This is a genomic window from uncultured Thiocystis sp., assembly GCF_903866365.1.
Taxonomy (GTDB): Bacteria; Pseudomonadota; Gammaproteobacteria; order Chromatiales; family Chromatiaceae; genus Chromatium.
This window is the reverse complement of the sequence record NZ_CAIPNF010000466.1, coordinates 19,155-42,396: the sequence shown is the minus strand read 5'-3', so window position 1 is coordinate 42,396 and position 23,242 is coordinate 19,155. Positions and strand designations below refer to the sequence as shown.

Here is a 23,242-nt window from a genome sequence, read left to right as displayed (position 1 = left end):
TGCCGCAAGCTCGGGATTTCCTTCTGGGACTACCTCAATGACCGCATCGGGCAAATCGGAGACATCCCGCCCTTGCCGGAAATCGTGCGCGAACGGATCTTGGCCGCTCAGGCTGTGCCGTGAGTTATTGAGAAGTTACCATGGGAGTTGATGATCTGTCCCAGAGTTCCTGCATTAATTGAGTTGAATTCGCTGGCCCCAAGGCACCCCGGCGCGTCCCTTCACCAGCCAGATGACTGGAAAATGCGGCTCCAGCGCCGGGAACGGGCCATTGGCATCGGTGAAATAGATCAGCAGATCGGGCGGCGCGCCAGTCTGGTCGATCCAGCGAAACACCGGCAGAAAGCTGGTTCCGCCGCCGCCTGCGATCTTTTCCGGGCGCCGAAACTCCTCCCAGGGTTCGTAGCGAAACGGTGCGCCATCGCAGAGATTGACATCGCACGGCAGCAAAGTCACGCGCGCGCGCACCTGGCCTTTGAGCGCGTCGATTTCACCGATGAATTCGTCCAGCTCGGCATCCTTGATGGAGCCGGAGGTATCGATGGCGACCGCCAGATCGAGTTGATGACCGCGCCAACTGGGCAGGATGAAATCGCCCTCGCGGCGGGAGGGCCGCTGATAACTGTAATCGTCGCGCGCGACGGCGGACAGATAGCGCGCCAGCAGCATGCGCCACGGCAGCCGGGGCTGGAGCAGATGATCGACCAGACGCGCCAGTTCGCCGCCGAGCTTACCCGACTGCAATGCCTGCTGGGCCGCGCCGGCCAGACGCTGCTGCCACTGGACCGCGAGCGTTTCCTGTTCGTCCGGGTTCAGCGGACGCGGCGCGGCCGCCGTGCCGCTGGTCCGGTCGTCCCCGTCGGCATTCGCTGACCGCCCCTCGCCCTCCCCGCCGCTGTCCGGTGGAGTCCGCGGGCGCTCGCGCCGGTCGAGATTCGGTTCGGTCATCCCGGACTGGCTGCCGCCGCGCCGGTTGTCGCGATCATAGGCGTGGGTGTCCAGGGTCTCCGAATCATCCTGCTCGTCGAGCAGCGGATAGATTTCCTCGGCGGTCAGCCCCTTGAACTGCGACAGCGACAAGGCGTTGGACGGGGGCGTGAGTCCGTCATCGATCAGCAGCGGGTTGATCGCGTGATCGCAGGCCAGATCCCAGCGATGCCTGACGCGATGCTGACGCCGCGCGAAATGCGAGAGCGCGCAATGCAGCGCCTCGTGCGCCAGCATGAACTGGGTCTGATCCAGGCTCAACGACTGAATGTAATCGGGGTTGTAATAGAAGGCACGGGCATCGGTGGCGGTCGTTGGGCACCAATCGGAATTGGCCGCGCGCAGCGGCAGACGCAGCACCAGCGCGCCCAGAAAGGGCTTGTCCAGGATCAGCCGGGTGCGCGCCGCGGCCAGTTTGGTCTCGATCGCCGTGGGGTGGGGAGCCATGATCGTGGTCACTCGTAGAGCATGACATCCGACACGACCTGCGCCCAGTCGGCGAAGGCCGGTATCTCGAAGAGTCGGTTGCCGACCGCGCGCTGCAGATCGGAGACCAGCATCACGCCCATTTCGCGCTGGGGAAAGCGTCCGGCATAGCGCAGGATATGGCCGATCGTTTCGGGGCCATTGGCGTCGGACTGGGCGCGAATCGCCCGACCGACCAGCGCGGCGGCAACCGCGTACTGGAGATCGATCTCGCGCGGCACCGGCACGGTGTCGCCGCGCGCGATGGCATCCAGGTCCGGCATCTGTTCCAGGCTGTTGACGAAGGCGGTCAGTTCGATCCCCGCCGCCGGTCCGACGCAGGCTTGCAGGGCGCCTTGCAGCAGATCCGGCTGATCCTCGAATTTTCGTAGGCCGCGATGGGCAAACTCCCAGGAGCGCGGCGAGGGGAAGGCGACCGGATGGTGGGCCGGATCGAAGTCGAACAGAAGTTCCGGGCGAAACCGCAGGAAGGCAATGACCCGCTCGTCGATGGCATTGGCATAGGCCCAGGCGACCCAGTCGTCCAGATTGACGTCCAGCTCGAAATGGGAGAACCGATTGGCCAGCGGCGCCGGCATACTGTAGGTCACGCCGCGGTCGCCCTGACGGTTGCCCGCGGCGAAAATGGCCCAATGTTCCGGAACGCGATACTCGCCAAGGCGTCGATCCAGGATCAACTGATAGGCGGCGGCGGAGACCGAGGGCGGCGCCGAGGTGATTTCGTCGAGAAACAGAATCCCGTCCGGACCGTGACGTTGCGTGTCCGGCAACATGGCGGGAATCGCCCACTCCACCCGCTCGCCGTCGCGGAAGGGAATGCCGCGCAGATCGCTCGGTTCCATCTGCGACAGCCGGATATCGATCACGGGGGCATGATGACGCTCGGCGATCCGGACCACGATCTGGGACTTACCGACACCCGGCGGTCCCCACAGCATGACCGGGGTATGATGGCCCTCGGCGGTGCTCGAAAATTCGCGATCCAGGACACGAAGCAACTGGGCTGGACGCATGATGTAACAGGATCCTCGGGGCGATGGGGCGACGACGGAGCATGGTCGTCATTTCCAATGTCAGGACTGTGGGTATCCGCCGGGCGATTCACAAGCGGTTCGCATTGATCATTGTCATGGCAATCTGACCCACAAGGCAATTGCCTAACCTTATTGTCACCTATTAGAAAAACGCTGTATTCTTATACCCCTTCTCGTCACCGTGATCGCACCAGCCATGTGGAGACGATTCGTCCGAGAACCGAGTTTCGCACGATGAGGACTGGCATGGAGCAGGGCCAATGGTTTTGCATCCGTCCAGACAATAATATGACGGCCAAGTCCTAACCGACGATGCCTTCAACAATCGACCTTTCCCGGAGACCGAACATGAACCAGTTTTACTACGATGCCGTCACCAAAATGGAACAACTCGGTGTCGACGACGAATACATCCAAGGCTGGCAATGCGGCTTCCTGCAGAACCCCAAGCGCGAGGAGCAGCGTCTGACCGAAGCCTACGAGGCGGGTTACGGCGATGGCGAAGAAAAAAATACCGACAATTTCGGCGACTGGGTCAAGGGCTAAAACCGCTCCGAGCGGGTCTCGAAAAAAGGCGGCGTGATCGCCTTTTTTGTGCGTGTCACGACTGCGGATTTTCCCCGAACAGTTCATCGAGAGTTTGGACATCGAGAAGACGATCGGCCCAGGTTTCGAGTTGCTCCAGCGTTGCCCGTTCGAACCGGGCCTGGGCCTGTGGCGATAAGGGTCCGAAGCGACGGGGACAGAGGCGCAAGAGCAGCGCGCGCTTCCTGCTGGCGACCCTCCTGACGCCCTTCCTGACGCCCTTCCTGCAAACCCTGCTGAAGGCCCTGCCGCAAGCCTTGCTGCTTCCAGTTTTCGGTCCATTGTTCAACATGTTCGGCGAGCATGGTTTCGATCTCCTGCAAATTCTGCATTTCGGGGAGTTGTTCGCCTGGCAGCAGACGTTTCAAAAGAACGCGCGAAATCCACACCGTCAGCGCCCGACGCAGGCTGTCATGAGCGGGTTGATACAGCCGTTCGACGAGCCGGCCGAGGATTGGACACAAGGCATCCGGACCGGTGTACACCATGATCCGCAGCGCCATCCAGGGATCGACCCGGCTCTGGAACTCAATGAGCAGATAGACGTACATCCAGCCCCCAGCCGTGTGCACCCGTCAGACGCTGTCATCCTCCCGCGCGCGCAGATCGTCGCTCACGTAACTCCCGTTTTGCCGCTCCAGCGTGGAAAAATCGACCGTCGACAGCCAATCCTCATCCACGAAGTCGCGCAGCAGACCCTCGACCATCTCGGGATGGGAGAAAATGTGTTTATAGAAACCGTCGTGCGGCGGATGCGACCGCGCCTGCTTCGCTGGCTTGCGGGGTCGACTGGTTCGGCCGTGACGTGTTTTCTTGCTCATACCCTCTCGCGCGAGTGTTTCATGCGCTTCTACCCTGCTCGCCTGAGCGTCTGTAACGGCGGGCGGATCAGCAGCGGATAGGTGGCGAGCGTGCCCGCCAGTCCAATCGACAGTCCCGAACCGAAGACTCCGATCACCCACAGTGTCGGATTGAAGCTGAATTCCAGTCCGAACAACTGTTCGGCCAGCAGCCAGCCAGTCGCCTCGGCGAAGACCGACGCCAGCAGACCCGCCAAGAGACCGGCGGCGGTGAACTCGACGGCCAGACTGCCCAGCAGCGCGCGGCGTCCGGCGCCCAGGGTGCGCAGAATGCCGTGTTCGACCCGACGATCCTCCAGGCTTGCCTGAATCCCCGCGTACATGACCAGCAGACCTGCGGCCAACGTGAACAGAAATACATATTCCACCGCGAGCACGCCCCGGTCGACTACCTGACGCACCTGCTTGAGGATGGCGTCCACGTCCAACGGGGTGACACTGGGGAAGCGTCGCGCCAGTTCCGGGATGACCGCCTCGCGGTCGGCGGACAGATAAAAGCTGGTGATGAAGGTCGCCGCCTCGCCGCCCAGCAGCGCGGGCGAGGCGGTGACGAAGAAATTGACGTTGAAACTGTCCCACTGCACCTCGCGCAGACTGGTGACGGGACCGCTGACCTCGTGACCGGAGACCCAGAAGGCCAGTTCGTCGCCCAGTTTGATCCCGAGCGTCTCGGCGATCCCCTCTTCGACCGAAAATTGCGGCGGGGCGGTGGCGTCCGTCCACCAGGCTCCGGCGACGATCCGGTTGTCCGGTTGGGGCTTGTCTCCATAGCTCAGATTGAACTCGCGGGTCGCGAGCTGTTCGGCGCGCGGATTCTCATAGTCGGACGGCTTGACCTCGTTCGCATTGATGCGGACCAGACGGCCGCGAATCATGGGGTAGAGTTCCGCCGTTTCGATCCCCGATGCGCTCAGAAATTGCTTGAGCGGCGCGACCTCCTGAGGCTGGATATTGATCAGAAAGGTGTTCGGCGCGCCCGCTGGCAGACTGTCCTGCCAGGTTCGCAGCAGATCCACCCGCACCACGGCGAGCAGCAGAAGGGCCAGGATGCCGATCCCGAAGCCGGAAATCTGCAACACCGCGCCGCTCGGACGCCGCGCCAGGGCGGCCAGTCCGAGCCGCCAGATTCCCCGCGCCCGACCCGCCAGACCGCCGGCCAGACGCACCAGCATGAGCACCACGAGGATCAGGCTCGCCAGAGCGCCGAGCACGCCGACCAGCAGCTTCCAGGCGAGCGCGAAGTCATTGGCCTGCCAGACGATCAGCAGGGACAGCGCCAGTCCAGCCGCCGCGAGGGTGAGCGCGGCGGAGGCGCGGGGTGTCCCCAGATCCCGGCGCAGCGCGCGCAATGGCGGCACCTTGGCGAGCTGGACCAGCGGCGGGAGCGCGAACCCGAGCAATGCGATCATGCCGGTTGCGATCCCGACCGCGACCGGCGCGAGCGACGCTGGAGGCAGATCGGTGGGGAACCAGTCCGAGAGCGCCGCGGCCAATCCCAGTTGTCCAAGCCAGCCGAGCAGACAGCCAAGCAGACTGGTGGCCAGCCCGAACAGCACCAGTCGCAGGACGAAGATCCGGATCAGCAGATGGCGCGGCGCGCCCAGACAACGCATGACGGCCACCGCGTCGGTTTGACGCTCCACCAGCCGATGACTGGCCAGGGCGATGGCCGCACCCGCGACCAACAGGGTGACCAGTGTCGCCAGACGGAGGAAGCGCGAGGCACGGTCGACGGCGGACGCGAATTCGGGCCGCGCGTCGCTGGCGTCGTTGAGCGAGGTGTTGGGCGAACGTCGCGGTTCCGCCCAACGTTTGAAACCGTCCACCGTGACGGCATCGCCGGCCAGCAACAATTTATAGGTGGCGCGGCTGGCGGGCCCGATCAGCCCGGCCGCGTCCAGATCGGCGTGGTTCATCAGCACGCGTGGCGCCAGATTGAAAAGACTGCCGCCCTCGTCGGGCTCGTGGCTCAGGATGGCACCGATGCGCAGCCGCGACTCGCCCAGCCCCAACATGGCGCCGATGTCGACCCCGAGCAGTCGCAGCAGGCGCGATTCGACCCAGATCTCGCCCGCCGGCGGTCCGCCGGGGACGGCGCGCTCCGGGCGGTCGAAGCCATCGCGCAGGCGCAATTGACCGCGCAGCGGATAGGCGGGATCGACCGCCTTGATCTGGACCAGTTGCGGCGCCCGCTCGGCGACCGCCATGCTGCGGAATTCCAGCAGGCGCGCACGGGCAAGCCCGCGTGTCTCGGCCTCGTCCTGGAGGCTCGCGGGTAGCGGCGAGGATGATTCGATGGCAAGGTCGGCGGCGATCAGTTCGCTACCCTGACGCTCCATGGTGGCCTCGACCCGGTCGGTGAAGAACCCCACCGCCGTGATGGCCGCGACCGTCAGGATCAACGCGGCGGACAGCAGATAGAGTTCGCCGCTGCGCCAGTCCCGGCGCAGCAGACGGAGCGAGATGCGCCATGCGTTCGTTGCCATATCAGCTGTCAGGTTCCAGTTGTCAGGTGATTAAACCGCGTCTGCTCCGAGGAAAAACGCATCGTCAAGCAGTTGCTCGACGGTCAATGGACAGTCGACGGGAAATGTCTCGATGGCTAGCCCCGTCTCCAGGGCTGCGTGTCGACGTGCATTGGCGTAGCGCACCTGGACCAAATCAGGCAATTGCGCGCGCAAGCTGGGGCTGTCGGACAGGCGTCGGGTGAGCGCGTCGCGCGCATTCGCGATGGAAAGCTCCCAACTCGCGCCTCGCCGCTCCGGTTGATAACACCATTTAAGTAGATGAACGATCAATACTTTGAGGTAACTCTCGATGGCTCGCCGTTCGCTTTTTCCCATGTCCTCAAGCTCCTCGGCGAGATGGACCGTGTCGAGGTGGTGGAGACGACCCTCGCGCAAGAGTTCGGCGCTTTCCATCAGCCAGGCGTAATAGTCCTGCTCGTAGTCGGTGGATTCGGCTGTGATGGCGGACATGCGACCAACCCCATTGCTGGAAAAATGTTCAGAAACCATTGAATCCTGATTATAAAACCCAGGATTGCGCCACGCTGATATCTGACAACCGACAACGATCAAAAAGGCATCAGACGCCCGTTGTCCATGCGCAACCGGCGGTCACAGCGTTCGGCGAGTCGCAGATCATGGGTGACCAGCACCAGCGCCGCGCCGGCGGCCTGTCGGAGGTCGAGCAGCAGGTCGATGATGTGCTCGCCGGTGACCTGATCCAGATTGCCCGTGGGTTCGTCGGCAAAAAGCACGGTGGGACGCGGCGCGTAGGCGCGGGCGATGGCAACCCGCTGTTGCTCGCCGCCGGAGAGCTGGCGCGGGTAGTGCCTGGCGCGCGCGGTCAGACCGACCCGCTCCAGCGCCTCGTCGGCCCGCTGCGCGGCCTGTGCATCGCCCGTCAGCTCCAGCGGCAGCAGGATGTTTTCGCGCGCGGTCAGGGTCGGCAGAAGCTGGAAGTTCTGGAACACGAAACCGACCCGACCGCTGCGCAACTCCGCGCGTCCATCCTCGTCTAAGTCTCCAATGCGCTGGCCGCACAGCCAGACCTCGCCCGAGGTGGCGTCGTCCAGACCCGCCAGCAGACCCAGCAGGGTCGATTTGCCCGACCCGGACGCGCCCAGAATGGCCACCGCCTCGCCGGCCCCGATCTCCAGATCCAATCCCGCGAGGATGGTCAAGCCACCGACCGGACCGTTAACATGCTTGCCCAACCCCATCGCACTGGAGACGGCTTGAGCCGATTGCACTGACATGATCCGACGACTCCTGATGATTGTCCTGTTGCTACCCGCGGTCGTTCTCGCGCAAGCCTCGGTCGTCCTCTTGCTCGGCGACAGTCTGAGCGCCGGCTACGGGCTCGACCGCGAGGACGGCTGGGTCTGGCTGCTCGACCAGCGTCTGAGACAAGCCGGTCTCCCGCATCAGGTGGTCAACGCGAGCGTTTCCGGGGACACGACGGCTGGCGGCTTGACGCGGTTGACCTCGCTGCTGGAACGGCATCGCCCGGCGGTCACGGTCATCGAGTTGGGCGCCAATGACGGTCTGCGCGGTCTCGATGTCCAATTGATTCGCGACAATCTGAGCGCGCTGATCCTCCAGGCTCGGGCCGTCGACAGCCGAATTTTGCTGGTCGGCGTGCGGTTGCCGCCCAACTACGGTGCGGCTTATACCAATGAGTTTCAAGGCGTGTTCCAAACGGTCGGCGAGACCGAAGGCGTGGCGCTCGTTCCCGATCTGCTCCAGAACGTGGCCGAGCACTGGGATCTCATGCAGCCCGACGGGATTCACCCCACGGACGAGGCCCAGGGGCGGATTCTGGAGAACGTCTGGCCGGCGCTTGAGCCACTGGTGCGCGCGACCTCGGGAAGCGGCTCATGAACGTCGCATTTCTTCCCGGATGCCCCGATATTACTCTTGGATTCACGGGACTCCTCAGACTGGAGAATGACGGATGAATACGGAAACCTTGAAAGAAACCATCAAGCGCGAACTGCCGGGACTGGTGCGGGACGACCCCGCCCTGCGCGCCTTCATTCTGGACATCACGCGACCGGAATATGCCGGGCGGGCGGAAACCCAGGATCGTTTTTACGACATCCTGGCCGAATTGCGCCGCGACCGGGAGGAACAGGCCCGTCAATGGGACGAGCAGAAACGGGAAGATAAACGCAAGTGGGATGAACAGAAACAGGAAGATAAACGCAAGTGGGATGAACAGAAACAGGAAGATAAACGCAAGTGGGATGAACAGAAACAGGAAGATAAACGCAAGTGGGATGAACAAAACAGTAAATGGGACGAGCATAAGCAGGAATCGGATCGCAAGTGGGAAGAAAGTCGGCGGGAATTCCAGCAGGTCCATGAAGAAATCATGGCCCAGGCAAAAAAATTCGATCGCTCGATCGGCGCCTTGGGCGCTCGCTGGGGTTTGCAGTCCGAAAAGGCGTTTCGCGACGCGCTGGCCGGGATACTGGAAGAGAATTTTGGCGTTCAGGTCATCAACGTCAATGACTATGACGATGCTGGCGAAGTCTTTGGCCGGCCGGACCAGGTGGAGTTGGACGTGATCATCCAGAACGGACTGCTTTTGATCTGCGAGTTGAAATCCTCGATCGATAAGGCGGGGATGTATATCTTCGAGCGCAAGGCGCGCTTTTACGAGCGGCGGCATGGGCGCACGGCCAACCGGCTGATCGTGATTTCACCCATGATCGACGCCCGCGCCGCCAAGGTCGCCGAACGGCTGGGGATTGAAACTTACGGCGATTCGGTCGAGGTGAACGCCCTGTAACCAGCCGCTCGCCAGCGTCGACCCAAGTGCCCGCATGACTGAACTGAACACTTCCTCGATCGATTGGAGTCTTACATGCATCGTGTCACTATCGTCGGATCCGGCTTCGCCGCCCTGACCGCCATCCAAAGCCTGCGCCAGACCAAGGCCGATCTCGACATTACCGTGGTCAGTTCGAAGGCGGAGTTCATCTACTACCCTGGACTGATCTGGGTTCCCTGCGGACTGCGCACGGGCGATGACCTGCGGATCGACCTGAAGCCGTTTTTCGAGCGGATGAAGATCCGGCATCTGTCCGCCGAGGCGACCGGCCTGAGCCAGGATGGGCGCATCCTGGAAACGACCGGCGGGCCAATCGAAAATGACGGTCTCATCATCGCCAGCGGTGGACGCTTCATCAAGAAACTACCTGGGATCGAACACGCCATTACGCCCTGCGAGGGCATCGCCGCCGCCGAGGCCATTCGCGACCGCGTCCGAGCCATGGACGGCGGACATATCGCCATGGGGTTCGCGAGCAACCCGAACGAACAAAGTTCGATGCGTGGGGGCCCCATCTTCGAATTTCTGTTCGGGATGGACAATCAACTGCGCAAGGAGAAACGGCGCGACCAATTCAGCCTGATCTTCTTCACGCCCGCCGAGCGCCCCGGCAACCGGCTCGGACCCAAGGCCGTGGGCGGGCTCCTGGCCGAGATGAAGCGGCGCAACATCGCGACCCATCTGGGGCACAAGCTCAAGGGCTTTTCGGCCAGCAAGGTGACGACCGAGGGTGGCGAGTTCGACGCCGATCTCATCCTTTTCATGCCTGGCATGACAGGGAACGCCTGGTTCGACAACACCGAACTGCCGCGTTCATCGGGCGGTTTGCTTCAGGGGGATGCGCAGTGCCGGGTGCCCGGCCTGGAGCGGGTTTACGTAGCGGGCGATTCGGGTAGTTTTCCGGGGCCGGACTGGATGCCCAAGCAGGCCCACATGGCGGATCTTCAGGCGCGCGCCGCAGCGCGCAATCTGGCCGCCGAGTTCGCGGGGCGCGAACCCAGGGAGACTTTCAAGGTGGAACTCATCTGTATCGTCGATACGAACGATAGCGGCATGTTGGTGGCGCGCACCGAAAACTATAATCTGGTGCTGCCCTCGATGCGCGTCTTCCACTGGCTGAAGCGCTTCTTCGAGTGGTTGTATCTGCGACGTTTCCGTTAAGCCGCTTCATCCGCGTCCGGTGTGGCAGGCGTGGTTCGTGCTTCCGTTCAGCCTCGTCCGAACCAACCGACGTCAGCGCGGATGCGTTTTAAATATTGAATCTTTTCAATTATTTAAATCGCGTTAGCGATGACAGTCACGGGTGAGCGTCAATCTGGTCGATCACTCAAAACAACGTAGATCATGACGGACGCGGTTTAGGGGCGACCGTCTGCCTCGGCTTCCTTAGGCGTCCGCAACAGATCGGCGCGGCTCACGCCAAGCATGACGGCTGCGGCACTGGCGATATAGATGGTGGAGTAGGTGCCAGAGACAACGCCGATGATCAGCGCCAGCGAGAAGCCGCGCAGGCTTTCCCCGCCGAAGAGATAGAGCGCCACCACGACTAGGAACACGGTGCCGGCGGTGATGATGGTGCGCGACATGGTCTCGTTGACCGACTGGTTCATGATCTCCAGCACCGTGCCCTTGCGCACCTTGCGGAAATTCTCGCGCACCCGGTCGAACAGCACGATGGTGTCGTTCAATGAGTAGCCAATGACGGTCAGTACCGCTGCCAGCACATTCAAATCGAAGTCGATCTGGAACAGCGAAAACACCCCCATGGTCACGATCGCATCATGCAATGTAGCTACGACCGCGCCGACCGAGAAGCGCCACTCGAAGCGCATCGCGACATAGATGAGGATCCCGATGACCGAGAAGAGCACCGCCAGACCGCTCTGTTCGGCCAGTTCCTTGCCGACCTGAGGACCGACGAACTCGACCCGGCGCAACTCGACCTGATCGGGGGCCGCCTGGTTCAAGGCATGCAGGACGCGCTGACTGAGTTCGGCGTCGTTCACCTCGCCCACCGGCGGGATGCGCAGCAGCACGTCACGGGTGGTGCCGAACTGCTGGACCATGACGTTGCCGAATCCGCCCTCGCTCAGCGCCGCGCGGACCTCCGCGAGATCCGTCGGGGCTTTGTAACCGACCTCGATCAGAGTGCCGCCGGTGAAGTCCAGTCCGCGATTGAGCCCCAGCACCGCCAGCGAGAGCAGACTGACGCCGATGAGCACGCCGGAAAAAACCAGCGCGCGATGACGCTGGGACAGAAAATCCAGATTGGGGAGCTTGATGGCGATCATGGCGTGATGTCCTTAAACGGGCAGGGTCTTCAACCGCTTATTGCCGTAGAGCAGATTGATCGCGGCGCGGCTGCAGGTGATGGCGGTAAACATGGAGGTGATCAGACCGATCGTCAGCGTCACCGCGAAACCCTTGACGGGTCCGGTGCCGAAACTGAACAGCATGATTGCAGCGATGAGGGTCGTGACATTGGCATCGATGATGCTTGACAGCGCCTTGTTATAACCTGTGGCGATACTCGCCTGGGGCGAGTTGCCGATGCGGACCTCCTCGCGGATACGCTCGAAGATCAGGACGTTGGCATCCACCGCCATGCCGATCGTCAGCACCATGCCGGCGATCCCCGGCATGGTCAGGGTTGCGCCCAGCGCGCCCAGCACCGCGACGATCATCACCAGATTCAGGATCAGAACCAGATTCGCGATCACGCCGAAGACGCGGTAGTAAAGCCCCATGAAGACCACGACCAGACCCAAGCCGATCACCACCGAAAAGAGCCCCTGATTGATGTTGTCCTGACCCAGGCTGGGTCCGATGGTGCGTTCCTCGACAATCTGGATGGGCGCCGCCAGCGCACCCGAGCGCAGCAGCAGGGCCGTGTTGTGGGCCTCGTTGCTGCTGTCGAGCCCCGTGGTCTGAAAGCGCGAGCCGAAGGGTTCGCGGATGTTGGCAACACTGAAGACCTCTTCCACCTTGCGGGTCGTCTTGACCGGCTTGCCGTCCACGGTTTCGGTGGTGGTGCGGTTTTCGATGAAGACCACCGCCATCGGCTTGCCGACATTCTCGGTGGTGACATCGCGCATCCGGCGCGCGCCCTGGCCGTCGAGGTTGACAAAGACCGCTGGCGAACCGCTCTGGCCGTCGAATCCGGCCGAGGCGTCGGTGATCTGGTCGCCGGTGACGATGACCCGGCGCTTGAGCAGGATCGGTTTCCCGTCGCGCTCGTAATACAGCTTGCTGCCCACCGGAACCCGTCCAGCAACGGCGTCAGCAACACTGCCCTCGGTATCGACCAACCGATACTCCAGGGTCGCGGTGGCGCCGAGGATTTCCTTCAGTCGACCGGGATCCTGAGCGCCCGGCAACTGCACCACGATCCGCCGCTCGCCCTGACGGGCGATGCTGGGCTCGGCGATGCCGAGCGCATTCACCCGATTGCGCAGCGTCGTGATGTTCTGCTCCAGCGCGAAATCCTTGATCTGTTGCTGCTCGGCTTCCGGCAGGCTGGCCTGGACCAGATACTGATCGCCTTCCTGGCTCGTCTGGACCGTCAGATCCTGAAACTCCCGGCTCAATGCTTTCGAGCCCGCATCGCGGGACTCGGCGTCGTTGAACTTGATCAGGATGTGCGCGCCCTCGCGGGTCACGGTCAGGTAGCGAATCTTTTTGTCGCGCAACTGGGTGCGGACATCTCCGAGATTGCGCTCCAGCGCCTGATCCAACGCCGCGTCCATGTCGACATCGATGACGACATGGATACCGCCGCGCAGATCCAGACCCAGATTCATCGGCTTGAGCCCAATCGCCCGCATCCAGCCAGGCAGATCGGCCGAGAGAGTCAGCGCCGTGCGGTAACGCTTCGAGAGCGATCGATCGATGGCTTCCTGGCCCTTCAACTGATCGCTGGACGCCGCGAAGCGGACCAGCAGTTTTCCGCCCTCGCGCGTTTCGATGCCCTTGACGGGGACGCCGGCATTTTCAAGCGCGGCGCGTACCTCGCCGACACTGGCCTCGGTGACTTCGGCGCCGCGCGCGGCGGTGATCTCGATCGACGGATCCTGAGAGTAGAGGTTCGGCCAGGCCAGCAGCAGGCTGGCCAGGATCACGCCCAGGATCAGCAGATTCTTCCACAGGGGATATCGGTTCATTGCAGTTTGATCTCTACATCGCTGGTCGCAACGGCACGCGGGGCAGGTGCGAGGGGAGACGCCGGTCGCGCTGTCAGCCAGAGACGCACGCGACCAAATCCGCACGGAAAGACGCGGGCGCTAGAGCGTCCGCGGCCTCTCGATGCGGATGCAGTGGGAAGTTTAGAGTTCCTTCAGCGTGCCCTTCGGCAGCACGGATTCGATGGTCGCGCGGCGCACCTTGACCTGAACGCCATCGGCGATCTCGACCAGGATGAAGTTTTCGCCGATCTCGTTGATGCGACCGGCGATGCCGCCAACGGTAATGATCTCGTCGCCCTTCGCCAGTGACTCGACCATTTTTTGATGTTCTTTCTGACGCTTGGCCTGGGGACGAATCAGGAGAAAATAAAAGACCACCGCGAACAACACCAGCGGCAGCAGCGCGATGAACGAATCGCCGGCGGAGGCGGCGGCCTCGCCCTGGGCGAGCGCGTCGGAGATTAAAAAGCTCATAATCGACTCCCGATCGGTACGCGGATCCGCAAGCGGGATCCAGTGACGTGAAGCGGTCCGTGTCGGTCAATCCCGAGACGGCCAAGGAAATGCTGGCGCCGGATTATCGCACAGCGGCGGAGAAGATACAGCGCGGAGGCGGTTTAGGCCGTCAGTTCCGCGAAGCGACGGCAATTTTCGACCAGATCCGTCCCCTGGGCATGCAGATCGCCGCCAATCAACAGGATACAGTCGCGGCCATAGAAGTCACGAAGCTCAGCGACCCGATCCAGCCGCATCCCGCCGCCCGGCACGGGAAAGATTGTTCGCAGCTCGCCCATGGGACGGGTTGCCCCCGCGACCAGATCGCGGCATTCCGCTTGAGTGAACGCAAAACGCCCGCCCCAGCTCGGGAAGATGGTCGCGTCGGCGCCCGCCAGCCGGTTGAGTTGACCATAAAGCACGCCGTGCGAGAGCCCCGCGTCGGGATGCACGCAGAACGTCCCCTGAAAGGCCGGATGGCTCAGGATTGGCAGGGCCAGTTCGTCGTCATCGGCCAGGGCGCGCATGGCGTCGAATCCAGCGAGTCCGGGACAGAATAGCAGGCCGCCCGCGCCGGCATCTTTCGCAAGGCGTGCGCGACTCGCGATCTCCCCCGCTGGAGCAGTGACGTTGGGCAGATAAAGACAGCGCTGGCCGGTCTCGCGATTGGCGCGCTCGACCGCCTCGGCACAGCGTCGGACGCGCTCCTCGTAGCGGCAGAAGGTCTGATCGCTGAGACCGTGATCGTCCTTGATCAGATGGATGCCGCCCAGCGCCAGTCGATAGGCCAGATCCGCCAGCGCCACGGGCGAGAGACCCATGGGCTTGATGGCGGTGCAGAGCAATGGCCGGTCATGGACATCGACCAGCGCCCGTAGCCCGGACTGACCGAAACGCGGACCGCGATACTGGCGCGCCAGCGATTCGGGCAACTCGAAACCGATTAGCCGCACGCCCGGCTTGATGCTGATATTGCCGAAGAGCACGTTGATGAGCTGGGTCAGCTCGCGTCCCGCCGCCTCGACCGGATAGCCGATCAGTGCCTCGAAACGATCCTCGCCGACCGCTTGCAGCGACAGCACCCGACCGATGACTTGGTCGCGGATCGACGCATCCGTGACCAATGCCTCGGGAAACTCGATGGTCTGCTCCACGCAGATGTCGCGGGCGCGCGCCTCGGCCTCGGCTGGCTTGCAGACGATGCGGTAGACGGCGGTGAAACGCTCGCCGCTCAACGAAAGTATTTGGTCTCGCGTCATTCGGTACCTTGCGCGTCAGTCAGGCGTCTCGTCCCACTGGATCGCCACCTCGGGCAGGATGCCAACCTTGGTCGTCCCGGTGAGTTCCTGAACGTCCGGCCTGCCATAAACGCCCTGTTCGAGACGATAGATCATCAGGAGGCGATCCTCGGGATGGACCAGCCAATATTCGCGCACCCCGGCGGCTTCATAGATCCGTCGCTTAGCGATATGGTCGCGCGAGGCGCTGCCCGGCGACAGCACCTCGACCACCCAATCGGGCGCGCCCCGAATGGCGTGAGGTTCGATTTTAGAGGGATCGCAGACCACGAAGACATCCGGCTGGAGGACGGTTTGCACAGCGTCATCCTGCTCGTTCATGCGCGGAAAGAGGACATCGACCGGCGCGATGAAGGGTTGGCAGGGTTTGCCTTGGAGCGCGGTCCGCGCTTGAGCGGCAAGACTCAACACCATGCGCTGATGATTGATACTCGGTGCCGGAGCCATCGCATACGCCATGCCCTCGATCAGTTCGTCGCGCCGCTCGTTCGGCCAGGTCCGGTAATCGGCATAGGTCGATAATTCGGGCTGAGTCTGCGTTTGTGCCATGCTGGAACCCCTCATCGGTCTCGATCCTCGAAGTATAGCCCTCTGTCCGGCTCGCCCTGGCGGAGAGGAGCCGACGGCACGTCGGCGATTCCAAGGGTGCCCGTCACAGATCCTCGGTTTTTTCCAACGGGCGCATGGTCTCCAGACGAACCTCGGCCAGCGCCGCCTCGCTCAGGCCGAGCCGCTCGCCGCTCAAGGTCTCGACCGCCCGCACCAGCGCCATGGCATCCAGATCGTATTCGCGCATCAGATACCGCCGGCTCGCGCCATGGGCATAGGTGTCGCGCAGCCCGATGCGGATCAGTCGTTTGCCCAACCCCTGTTCGGCCATCAACTCGGCGACGGCGGAACCCAGCCCGCCGACGATGCCGTGATTTTCCATTGTCACGACGCCGAGTCTGGCACCGTCGATCGCCTCGATCACCCGCGGATCGTCAAAGGGCTTGAGGGTCGAGACGTGCAGATGGGCGATGGAAAAGCCACGCTCGCGCAGTACCTGAGTCGCGCGCATCGCCCCCTCGGTACAGATGCCGCTGGACAGCACCGCCAGGTCGCTGCCCTCGCACAACACGCGCGACCGACCGAGCGCCATGGGTTCGGCGGGATCGAATAACCGTGGCACCTCGCCGCGCAGCATGCGGACATAGACCGGCCCCGCGACGGCCTGGGCGACCTCCAGCACCGATTCCACGTCGGTCGCGTCGCCGCATTCGAGCACGGTCATATTGGGCAGCAGACGCATCAGGGCAACATCGTCGATGGCTTGATGGGTCACGCCGCCGGCGGTCGTGATGCCGGGCAGAAAGCCGATCAAGCGCACCGGCAAATTCGGATAGGCGATCGACATGGCGACCTGATCGAAGGGCCGTCGGCAGATGAAGACCGCGAAGGTGTGAACGAAAGGCGTGAAGCCCTCGCGCGCCAGACCGGCGGCAAAGCCCATCATGTTCTGCTCCGCCATGCCCATCGAAAAGAAACGCTCGGGATAGGCGTCGCGGAAGCCGTCGGCCTCGCAGGATGCCGTGAGATCCGCCGAAAGCACCAGCACCTCGGGACGATCCTTGGCCCAGCGGATCAGGTTGCCGTGATGGGGTCGCTGGATCGTCTCCATCACTTCGCCCCCTCGCGCAGATCGGCCAGCAGGGCCTGATAGGTATTGAATTCCTGACCATTTTTGAAGCGGACATAGTGCAGTTTGGGCGCGCGTTCGCGCAGCCGTTCGATGCCGCGACAGGGATCGGTGCGGGCGAGGACCACCAGCGGGCGCTCGCGCGGCGCGGTCGACTCGGCGGGCGCGGCCAGGGCATTGGGATCGTGCCCGTCCACCTCATGCACCTCCGCGCCGAAGGCCCGCAGGCGCTCGGCCAGCGGCTCGACGGTCATGACCGACGCCATAGGACCGTCGCACTGCTGGGCGTTGGCGTCGACATAGACGCCGAGATTGCCGATCCGATGATGGGCCAAGGCGGCGAACGCCTCCCAGGTTTGGCCCTCCTGAAACTCGCCATCGGACATGAAGACCCAGACCCGCCCGGTCTCGCCGCGCAGCCGGCGCGCCAGCGCGATGCCGCCGGCCTGACTGATCGCTTGGGCCAGCGAACCGGCGGTGACCTCGTGTCCCGGCGAATGCTCGGCACCGATCAGTTCGACCGTGCTGCCATCCTGGTTGAACTCGTCCAGCGCATCCGGCCCGAGCCGCCCCAGTTCGATCAGCAGCGAATAGAGCACCAGCGCATAGTGGACCGGCGAGAAGATGAAGCGGTCTAGCTCCGGCGCCCTAGGGCCGTTGTAATCGGCGCCGGTGAAGGCGCGCGGATTGGTTGCGGACGGAACGCCGGCGAAGGGACGCGGCACCAGCGGGGCGGTGCTCGGACCGAGCCGCATCACCCGCAGATAGAGCGTCGCCAGGATCTCGGCCGAGGAGCAGGCCTGACTCAGATAGCCGCCGTTGTTGGTCAGCGTATGTTCCAGCACGCGCCGACGGATCGCGTCGGCGACCTGTCGCACCGGGTCGCGCGCGGGCGCTTCGTTGCATTGCAGGGAGGCTTGCGGCATGGATCGTGTCTCGGCTGGAAGGAGATCGGGGCTCAATTCGGCATCATTCGAAGATATTCATCGCGACCTTCGGCGTGGTCAGAATCTTCTGCATGCCGAGGCGCTTTTCCACATTGATCAGGATCGGCCCCCCAAGATTGGCATTGAGCCCAGGTTGCGCCTCCTGGCCGTCGGTTTCCCGTTTCCACAGCATCAGAAACACCGCCACGTCATCCGAGGAGTCGGCCTGAAGCAGGGTTTGCTCCTCGTCGGTCAGCTCAAGCATGTAATTCAGGCCATACAGCGTTGGGTCCACCAGCGTAAAGGTGACTTCCGGACAGTCGCGGGACTCCATCCAATAGACCCGTCCGGACTCGGTATCCGAGTGGAACAAGGCATAGTTGGTCTGGTTCTCGAAACCGGGGATGCCTTTCGGGAAAACCAAAAGATTCGACGAAGCGGCGGTCGTGTCGGTCATGATGCAATCCTCAGTCTAATGAACGCGGAAAACCGCAGCTGAAAATCGCATGGAAATGACTCAGGGGCAAGCGTTACGAGCATCGCAAACCTGCGGGACCGGCTTGCTCGCGCGGCAAGTGGCCGACATGAAGCGACGGCCTGCAACTCGGCAATGCCGGGAAACCCGGCTGGTTTCGACCCAGCCGGCGGTTTCGCGCCTATTGGCAAGCCTCGCACTCGGGATCCAGGATCGAACAGGCGCTCGGCGCCGCCGTTCCATTCGCCTGCCCGCTCTCCGCCGACAGATAACTGCCGCCCACCGCGCTCAACCGATTGGCCCGGCCGCTCTCCGCCATGGTGGACTTCTCGACATGGGTCGCGCCCATCGAACGCAGGTAATAGGTGGTCTTCAATCCCCTCACCCAAGCCAGCTTATAAAGGTTATCGAGCTTTTTGCCGTTGGGCTCGCGCAGATACAGGTTGAGACTCTGGGCCTGATCGAGCCATTTCTGACGGCGGCTGCCGGCCTCGATCAGCCAGCGGGCGTCGACCTCGAAGGCGGTGGCGTAGAGTTGCTTGAGCTCGTCCGGGATGCGCTCGATCTGCTGCACCGAGCCGTCGAAATATTTGAGGTCGTTGACCATGACCGAGTCCCAGAGTCCGCGTTCCTTGAGATCGTCGACCAGAGAAGGATTGACGACGGTGAACTCGCCGGAGAGGTTGGATTTGACGAAAAGATTCTGATACGTCGGCTCGATCGACTGGCTGACGCCGACGATGTTGCTGATGGTGGCGGTGGGCGCGATGGCCATGCAGTTGGAGTTGCGCATGCCGACGCTCTTGACCCGCTCGCGCAGGCTGTCCCAGTCGAGCGTTTGGCTTGAGTCCATCTGAAGATAGCCGCCGCGCCCTTCCTCCAGGAGGCGGATACTGTCGATGGGCAGGATGCCCTGGCTCCACAGCGAGCCCGCGAAGCTCTGATAACGCCCGCGCTCGGCGGCCAGGTCGGCGCTGGCCTGAATGGCGTAATAGCTCAGGTACTCCATGCTGTGGTCGGCGAATTGCACAGCCTCGGGGCTGGCGTAGGGGATCCGCACCTGATAGAGGGCATCCTGAAAGCCCATGATGCCAAGCCCCACCGGGCGGTGACGCAGATTGGATTGACGTGCCTGGGGGACTGTGTAGAAGTTGTAGTCGATGACGTTGTCCAGCATGCGCATGGCGGTGCGGACGGTCTTCTGCAACCGCTTGGCGTCCAGACCCTTGTCGGTCACATGGGCGGCGAGGTTAACCGAGCCTAGGTTGCAGACAGCGATCTCCCGATCATTGGTGTGCAGGCATATTTCAGTGCAGAGGTTGGAGGAGTGCACAACGCCGACATGCTGGTTGGAATAGCGCAGATTGCAGGGATCCTTGAAGGCGATCCAGGGATGGCCGGTCTCGAACAGCATGGCCAACATCTTGCGCCAGAGATCGACCGCCTTGAGCCGCTTGCTGACCCGCATTTCGCCGCGCTCGGCGCGCGCCTCGTAGGTCAGATAGGCGTGCTCGAAGGCTTGACCGGTGAGGTCGTGCAGGTCCGGGGTCTCGTCGGGCGAGAAAAGCGTCCACGGCTGATCCTCGGCGACGCGCTTCATGAAGAGATCCGGCACCCAGTTGGCGGTATTCATATCATGCGTGCGCCGGCGGTCATCGCCGGTGTTCTTGCGCAGATCGAGGAATTCCTCGATGTCGATATGCCAGGTTTCGAGATAACCACAGACTGCTCCTCGCCTTTTTCCACCCTGATTCACGGCTACAGCCGTATCGTTGGCGACTTTCATGAAAGGCACCACCCCCTGACTCTTCCCGTTGGTCCCCTTGATATGCGCGCCCATGCCGCGCACGCGGGTCCAGTCGTTGCCGAGTCCGCCGGCGAATTTGGACAGCAGTGCATTGTCCTTGATAGCGCTGTAGATGCCATCCAGATCGTCTGGGACCGTGGTCAGAAAACAGGAACTGAGCTGCGGGCGCAGGGTGCCGGAATTAAACAGCGTCGGGGTCGAGCACATGAAATCGAAGCTGGACAACAGTTCGTAGAACTCGATGGCACGCTCTTCGCGTTCGATTTCGTTGATGGCGAGCCCCATGGCGACACGCATGAAAAACGCCTGCGGCAGCTCGAAGCGGATGCCATTGGCGGTATGGATGAAATAGCGGTCGTAGAGCGTCTGCAACCCGAGATAGTTGAACTGAAGGTCGCGCTCGGGCCGCAGCGCGGCGCCGAGCCGTTTGAGATCGAAGCGCCCAAGCTGATGGTCGAGGTGTTCGAGGTCGCCGGCACGCTTGATGTAGGCGGAGAAATAGTCGCTATAACGTTCGGCCAGATCGGCCTGGGTCTCGACCCCGTCGGCGAGACCGAGAAAGCCGAGCGCTTCGCGGCGCAGCAGATCGAGCAGCAGCCGGGCGGCGACCTGGCTGTATTGGGGTTCCTGTTCGATCAGGGTACGGGCGGACATCACCAGCGCCTGACCCACATCGGCCTCGCGCACGCCGTCGAACAGGTTGCGCAGCGTCTCGGTCAGAATCGCGTGGGCATCGACCGCGTCCAGATCGCGGCAGGCTTCGTCCACCAACCGGGTCATGCGCGCAACATCCAGCGGTCGGGTCGAACCGTCCGCCAGAGTGACGTTGAGTGGGTGGCTCTCGCGGATTTCGGTGTTGGCGGCGGCCTTCGCGGCGCGCTCGCGGGCGCGCGCCTCGCGGTAGAGCACATAGTCGCGGGCGACCTTGTGCTCGCCGGCGCGCATCAGCGCCAGTTCCACCTGATCCTGGATATCCTCGATGTGGACGCTGCCGCCGCCGGGCAGGCGTCGGGTCAGCGCGGCGCTGACCTGTTCGACGAGCTCGCGCACCCGGTCATGGACGCGGCTGGAGGTTGCCGCCGAACCGCCTTCGACCGCCAGAAAGGCTTTGGTCATGGCGACCATGATCTTGCTGGGATCGAACTGGGTGACCTGGCCGTTGCGCCGGATCACCTGCACCTTGCCGGGAATGTGGGCGTCGCTCTTGACGACGGGCGCGGCGCGGGCGTCCTGGGCGGAGATCGGATGCAAATGTGACGGGCGGTTGGCGGACATGGCTCCTCCGATAGTCTGATTCTGGTCTGTCTAAGGTCGATCAGGGCTGGCCAAAAAGGTGGCTGACGACAGGACTGGCTTGCGAGGAAGATCAATATAAACGATCCTTGCTTTCGGTCAACCACAATATATTGTGTAAAGCCGCTTTGAAAGCGATCAACGTCAGGATGACGAATCGTCTCTAAAACACTGCGCGACCGGCATGGCGGCGGACACAAAACAGACCGTTTCCGACGTTCCCTCCCGCGTCGACTCCGCGTCCGGCAGAACTGGCGGCGCTTGTCTGTTAAGCCGCTCCTTCTTCCGCCTTGACCGCACTCCCGCTCAGCCACTCGGGCAACTCGCGCGACCCGGCGTGCTCGATGATGTACTGGCGTATCAGCCTGCGGATCACCTGCGACGAGGTGAGATCCTGCTGGGCGCAGATCTCCTCGAAAATTTGCTTTTTGATCGGATCGATCAGAAACGTCATGCGTGCGGTGCGCTTTTCCATGGAACGCTCTCGATGTGCATATAATGTAATTTACATGATAATTGCATTATTATTGAAGCGCCATATACTGTATAGAATTGAAACAAGCAGAAAAGTCCCGCACGCGAGGCCACACCGGTTTGACCAGGATACCGATGAACCATGAGGCCGGGCTTGAGCGTCGCACTCTTCTGGAACTGCCCGGAGCAGGGGTTGGCGAGCGCGGCCGTCTGCGCCTGCTCGAATCGGCGCCGTGCGATCCGCAACAGATTTACACGCGGATTCTGAGCGAGCGTTACGGCAAGCCGTTCATCGTCGACGATGGGCGGACGCGGCGGCTCTATTTCAGTCTGCGCTTTGTCCAGAGTTCCATGCGCGTCGACGATCCGGTCGCGCTCGATTTCGCCTATACGCGCAAGATGATGGCCTTTCTGCTGTTCGTCCCGGATCCCCGCGAGGTGCTGATGGTGGGGTTGGGCGGTGGTTCGCTGGCCAAGTTCTGTCACCGCTATCTGCCCAACACAGACTTGACCGTGATCGAGATCAATCCCGACGTCATCGCCCTGCGCGGCGAATTCGGCGTTCCCGAGGACGCGCGCATCGTGATCGTTCAAGCTGACGCCGCCGCGTATCTGCCGAGCGCCGAGGGCGATACCGAGGTGCTGCTGCTGGACGGCTTCGACGCCGATGGCATCGCTCCGGTGTTTCTCCGGCGCGGCTTTTACGAGGCGGCACGCCGTCGACTGCGGCCAGGAGGGCTGCTCGTCGCCAATTTCTGCGGCCCGCCGCAGCGCTGGCATCGGCACTTTCGGTTGCTTGATGACGCCTTCGAGGGGCGCGTCCACCTGGGGCCCGTGACCTACGCCGATAACCACATTGCCTTCGCCTTTGCCGACACCGGTTTTCCGCTCGACTGGGCGCGCCTGGCGAAACGGGCGCGGGTGCTGGCGGATCGGATTCCGCTCGATTTTCCCGAGTTTGTGGACAAGCTCCGCGCCGGGGCGGGTCTGCGACGGGAATTACGCCGATTGCAGTGAATGCAATCGTTCTCTCAACCGGAAGGAGTGCCGACGTTGCAGGAAATTGTCGACTGTCTCAAAAACCTTGGTCAGCAACTCGATTCGGAGATTGCCGCCGCGACCGGAATCCCGCTCGCCGAGGTGCGCCGCTGTCTCTTGGAACTCTCGAAAAAAGGCGGCATCATGACCTGCCACGCCATACGTTTCATCGATGGCCAGAAAATCGAAGGGATGCTGTGTCGGGCGATTGGACCCGCCTCTTCGCTCAATCCCGTCCGAGCCTCGAAACTGAAGAACAATCGCCATGGTTAACACCGCTTG

Annotated in this window: 22 protein-coding genes and 1 pseudogene; 6 read left to right on the top strand and 17 right to left on the bottom strand. The window is 62.7% G+C overall.

Translation table 11 applies throughout. The features are described 5' to 3' along the window. Nucleotides 1-174: 174 nt before the first annotated feature. Both QZY07_RS25750 and QZY07_RS25745 read right to left on the bottom strand, forming a co-directional pair. Entirely contained in the window at nucleotides 175-1,434 is a 1,260-nt protein-coding gene (locus tag QZY07_RS25750; RefSeq protein WP_295409016.1) for a VWA-like domain-containing protein, read from the bottom strand. A gap of 8 nt (nucleotides 1,435-1,442) precedes the next feature. Next, nucleotides 1,443-2,486, bottom strand: a complete 1,044-nt coding sequence (locus QZY07_RS25745) for a MoxR family ATPase (protein ID WP_295409014.1) — start codon at nucleotides 2,484-2,486, stop codon at nucleotides 1,443-1,445. A gap of 369 nt (nucleotides 2,487-2,855) precedes the next feature. On the opposite strand from QZY07_RS25745, the gene QZY07_RS25740 reads away from it, so the two are divergent. Then, entirely contained in the window at nucleotides 2,856-3,053 is a 198-nt protein-coding gene (locus QZY07_RS25740; protein WP_014779424.1) for a hypothetical protein, read from the top strand. 55 nt (nucleotides 3,054-3,108) lie between these two features. Here QZY07_RS25740 and QZY07_RS27610 read toward each other — a convergent pair whose 3' ends face one another. From QZY07_RS27610 to QZY07_RS25720, 5 genes and pseudogenes are all read right to left on the bottom strand, one after another. After that, nucleotides 3,109-3,384 carry a DUF4351 domain-containing protein gene (locus tag QZY07_RS27610; protein WP_363184874.1) on the bottom strand — a complete coding sequence of 92 codons (276 nt, stop codon included), beginning with the start codon at nucleotides 3,382-3,384 and terminating at the stop codon, nucleotides 3,109-3,111. 244 nt (nucleotides 3,385-3,628) lie between these two features. Beyond that, a pseudogene (locus QZY07_RS27605) lies at nucleotides 3,629-3,913 on the bottom strand (Rpn family recombination-promoting nuclease/putative transposase); the annotation flags it as partial. 29 nt (nucleotides 3,914-3,942) lie between these two features. After that, nucleotides 3,943-6,438 (bottom strand): FtsX-like permease family protein, encoded by a 2,496-nt coding sequence (locus QZY07_RS25730; RefSeq protein WP_295409011.1) that lies wholly within the window; start codon nucleotides 6,436-6,438, stop codon nucleotides 3,943-3,945. A gap of 30 nt (nucleotides 6,439-6,468) precedes the next feature. Then, nucleotides 6,469-6,930 carry a DUF29 domain-containing protein gene (locus tag QZY07_RS25725; protein ID WP_295409009.1) on the bottom strand — a complete coding sequence of 154 codons (462 nt, stop codon included), beginning with the start codon at nucleotides 6,928-6,930 and terminating at the stop codon, nucleotides 6,469-6,471. 98 nt (nucleotides 6,931-7,028) lie between these two features. Next, a complete protein-coding gene (locus QZY07_RS25720) occupies nucleotides 7,029-7,715 on the bottom strand; it encodes an ABC transporter ATP-binding protein (RefSeq protein ID WP_295409007.1) in 687 nt (228 codons plus the stop codon). On the opposite strand from QZY07_RS25720, the gene QZY07_RS25715 reads away from it, so the two are divergent. From QZY07_RS25715 to QZY07_RS25705, 3 genes are all read left to right on the top strand, one after another. Further along, entirely contained in the window at nucleotides 7,714-8,340 is a 627-nt protein-coding gene (locus QZY07_RS25715) for an arylesterase (protein ID WP_295409006.1), read from the top strand. The two genes, QZY07_RS25720 and QZY07_RS25715, sit on opposite strands and share 2 nt — an antisense overlap. Nucleotides 8,341-8,413: 73 nt before the next feature. After that, nucleotides 8,414-9,253 (top strand): DUF3782 domain-containing protein, encoded by an 840-nt coding sequence (locus QZY07_RS25710; protein ID WP_295409004.1) that lies wholly within the window; start codon nucleotides 8,414-8,416, stop codon nucleotides 9,251-9,253. Nucleotides 9,254-9,328: 75 nt separating this feature from the next. Further along, nucleotides 9,329-10,456 (top strand): FAD/NAD(P)-binding oxidoreductase, encoded by a 1,128-nt coding sequence (locus QZY07_RS25705; protein ID WP_295409003.1) that lies wholly within the window; start codon nucleotides 9,329-9,331, stop codon nucleotides 10,454-10,456. Nucleotides 10,457-10,653: 197 nt separating this feature from the next. On the opposite strand, the gene secF is transcribed toward QZY07_RS25705, so the two are convergent. From secF to QZY07_RS25655, 10 genes are all read right to left on the bottom strand, one after another. Further along, on the bottom strand, nucleotides 10,654-11,586 hold the full coding sequence (secF, locus tag QZY07_RS25700) for a protein translocase subunit SecF (RefSeq protein WP_295409001.1): 933 nt from the start codon (nucleotides 11,584-11,586) through the stop codon (nucleotides 10,654-10,656). Between the two features lie 12 nt (nucleotides 11,587-11,598). Next, nucleotides 11,599-13,455 (bottom strand): protein translocase subunit SecD, encoded by a 1,857-nt coding sequence (secD, locus tag QZY07_RS25695; RefSeq protein ID WP_295408999.1) that lies wholly within the window; start codon nucleotides 13,453-13,455, stop codon nucleotides 11,599-11,601. Between the two features lie 162 nt (nucleotides 13,456-13,617). Then, the gene (gene yajC / locus QZY07_RS25690) at nucleotides 13,618-13,950 is read right to left on the bottom strand and encodes a preprotein translocase subunit YajC (protein ID WP_295408997.1); all 333 of its coding nucleotides are present in this window, start codon (nucleotides 13,948-13,950) and stop codon (nucleotides 13,618-13,620) included. Between the two features lie 143 nt (nucleotides 13,951-14,093). After that, nucleotides 14,094-15,230, bottom strand: a complete 1,137-nt coding sequence (locus QZY07_RS25685) for a RuBisCO large subunit C-terminal-like domain-containing protein (protein ID WP_295408995.1) — start codon at nucleotides 15,228-15,230, stop codon at nucleotides 14,094-14,096. 15 nt (nucleotides 15,231-15,245) lie between these two features. After that, entirely contained in the window at nucleotides 15,246-15,818 is a 573-nt protein-coding gene (locus QZY07_RS25680; RefSeq protein ID WP_295408993.1) for a Uma2 family endonuclease, read from the bottom strand. A 103-nt stretch (nucleotides 15,819-15,921) separates the two neighbouring features. After that, nucleotides 15,922-16,929, bottom strand: a complete 1,008-nt coding sequence (locus QZY07_RS25675; protein ID WP_295408990.1) for a transketolase C-terminal domain-containing protein — start codon at nucleotides 16,927-16,929, stop codon at nucleotides 15,922-15,924. Beyond that, complete coding sequence (locus QZY07_RS25670; RefSeq protein ID WP_295408988.1) at nucleotides 16,929-17,873, bottom strand: 1-deoxy-D-xylulose-5-phosphate synthase N-terminal domain-containing protein; 945 nt, start codon at nucleotides 17,871-17,873, stop codon at nucleotides 16,929-16,931. Before QZY07_RS25670 ends, QZY07_RS25675 begins: the two co-directional genes overlap by 1 nt. A gap of 43 nt (nucleotides 17,874-17,916) precedes the next feature. Next, complete coding sequence (locus QZY07_RS25665; RefSeq protein WP_295408986.1) at nucleotides 17,917-18,330, bottom strand: flagellar assembly protein FliW; 414 nt, start codon at nucleotides 18,328-18,330, stop codon at nucleotides 17,917-17,919. Nucleotides 18,331-18,529: 199 nt separating this feature from the next. After that, nucleotides 18,530-21,430 (bottom strand): ribonucleoside-diphosphate reductase subunit alpha, encoded by a 2,901-nt coding sequence (locus QZY07_RS25660; RefSeq protein WP_363184868.1) that lies wholly within the window; start codon nucleotides 21,428-21,430, stop codon nucleotides 18,530-18,532. A gap of 286 nt (nucleotides 21,431-21,716) precedes the next feature. Further along, a complete protein-coding gene (locus QZY07_RS25655) occupies nucleotides 21,717-21,923 on the bottom strand; it encodes a CopG family transcriptional regulator (RefSeq protein WP_295408984.1) in 207 nt (68 codons plus the stop codon). A 134-nt stretch (nucleotides 21,924-22,057) separates the two neighbouring features. Here QZY07_RS25655 and QZY07_RS25650 point away from each other — a divergent pair, with 134 nt between their 5' ends. Together QZY07_RS25650 and QZY07_RS25645 are read left to right on the top strand one after the other, a co-directional pair. After that, entirely contained in the window at nucleotides 22,058-22,939 is an 882-nt protein-coding gene (locus QZY07_RS25650; protein ID WP_295408982.1) for a spermidine synthase, read from the top strand. 36 nt (nucleotides 22,940-22,975) lie between these two features. After that, the gene (locus tag QZY07_RS25645; RefSeq protein ID WP_295408980.1) at nucleotides 22,976-23,233 is read left to right on the top strand and encodes an ArsR family transcriptional regulator; all 258 of its coding nucleotides are present in this window, start codon (nucleotides 22,976-22,978) and stop codon (nucleotides 23,231-23,233) included. Nucleotides 23,234-23,242 lie beyond the last annotated feature (9 nt).

What these genes read in the sequence shown, in the direction of transcription:
- QZY07_RS25750 (WP_295409016.1), bottom strand. Translation starts at nt 1,434, where the DNA reads ATGGCTCCCCACCCCACGGCGATCGAGACCAAACTGGCCGCGGCGCGC.
- QZY07_RS25745 (WP_295409014.1), bottom strand. Translation starts at nt 2,486, where the DNA reads ATGCGTCCAGCCCAGTTGCTTCGTGTCCTGGATCGCGAATTTTCGAGC.
- QZY07_RS25740 (WP_014779424.1), top strand. Translation starts at nt 2,856, where the DNA reads ATGAACCAGTTTTACTACGATGCCGTCACCAAAATGGAACAACTCGGT.
- QZY07_RS27610 (WP_363184874.1), bottom strand. Translation starts at nt 3,384, where the DNA reads ATGTTGAACAATGGACCGAAAACTGGAAGCAGCAAGGCTTGCGGCAGG.
- QZY07_RS25730 (WP_295409011.1), bottom strand. Translation starts at nt 6,438, where the DNA reads ATGGCAACGAACGCATGGCGCATCTCGCTCCGTCTGCTGCGCCGGGAC.
- QZY07_RS25725 (WP_295409009.1), bottom strand. Translation starts at nt 6,930, where the DNA reads ATGTCCGCCATCACAGCCGAATCCACCGACTACGAGCAGGACTATTAC.
- QZY07_RS25715 (WP_295409006.1), top strand. Translation starts at nt 7,714, where the DNA reads ATGATCCGACGACTCCTGATGATTGTCCTGTTGCTACCCGCGGTCGTT.
- QZY07_RS25720 (WP_295409007.1), bottom strand. Translation starts at nt 7,715, where the DNA reads ATGTCAGTGCAATCGGCTCAAGCCGTCTCCAGTGCGATGGGGTTGGGC.
- QZY07_RS25710 (WP_295409004.1), top strand. Translation starts at nt 8,414, where the DNA reads ATGAATACGGAAACCTTGAAAGAAACCATCAAGCGCGAACTGCCGGGA.
- QZY07_RS25705 (WP_295409003.1), top strand. Translation starts at nt 9,329, where the DNA reads ATGCATCGTGTCACTATCGTCGGATCCGGCTTCGCCGCCCTGACCGCC.
- secF (WP_295409001.1), bottom strand. Translation starts at nt 11,586, where the DNA reads ATGATCGCCATCAAGCTCCCCAATCTGGATTTTCTGTCCCAGCGTCAT.
- secD (WP_295408999.1), bottom strand. Translation starts at nt 13,455, where the DNA reads ATGAACCGATATCCCCTGTGGAAGAATCTGCTGATCCTGGGCGTGATC.
- yajC (WP_295408997.1), bottom strand. Translation starts at nt 13,950, where the DNA reads ATGAGCTTTTTAATCTCCGACGCGCTCGCCCAGGGCGAGGCCGCCGCC.
- QZY07_RS25685 (WP_295408995.1), bottom strand. Translation starts at nt 15,230, where the DNA reads ATGACGCGAGACCAAATACTTTCGTTGAGCGGCGAGCGTTTCACCGCC.
- QZY07_RS25680 (WP_295408993.1), bottom strand. Translation starts at nt 15,818, where the DNA reads ATGGCACAAACGCAGACTCAGCCCGAATTATCGACCTATGCCGATTAC.
- QZY07_RS25675 (WP_295408990.1), bottom strand. Translation starts at nt 16,929, where the DNA reads ATGGAGACGATCCAGCGACCCCATCACGGCAACCTGATCCGCTGGGCC.
- QZY07_RS25670 (WP_295408988.1), bottom strand. Translation starts at nt 17,873, where the DNA reads ATGCCGCAAGCCTCCCTGCAATGCAACGAAGCGCCCGCGCGCGACCCG.
- QZY07_RS25665 (WP_295408986.1), bottom strand. Translation starts at nt 18,330, where the DNA reads ATGACCGACACGACCGCCGCTTCGTCGAATCTTTTGGTTTTCCCGAAA.
- QZY07_RS25660 (WP_363184868.1), bottom strand. Translation starts at nt 21,430, where the DNA reads ATGTCCGCCAACCGCCCGTCACATTTGCATCCGATCTCCGCCCAGGAC.
- QZY07_RS25655 (WP_295408984.1), bottom strand. Translation starts at nt 21,923, where the DNA reads ATGGAAAAGCGCACCGCACGCATGACGTTTCTGATCGATCCGATCAAA.
- QZY07_RS25650 (WP_295408982.1), top strand. Translation starts at nt 22,058, where the DNA reads ATGAACCATGAGGCCGGGCTTGAGCGTCGCACTCTTCTGGAACTGCCC.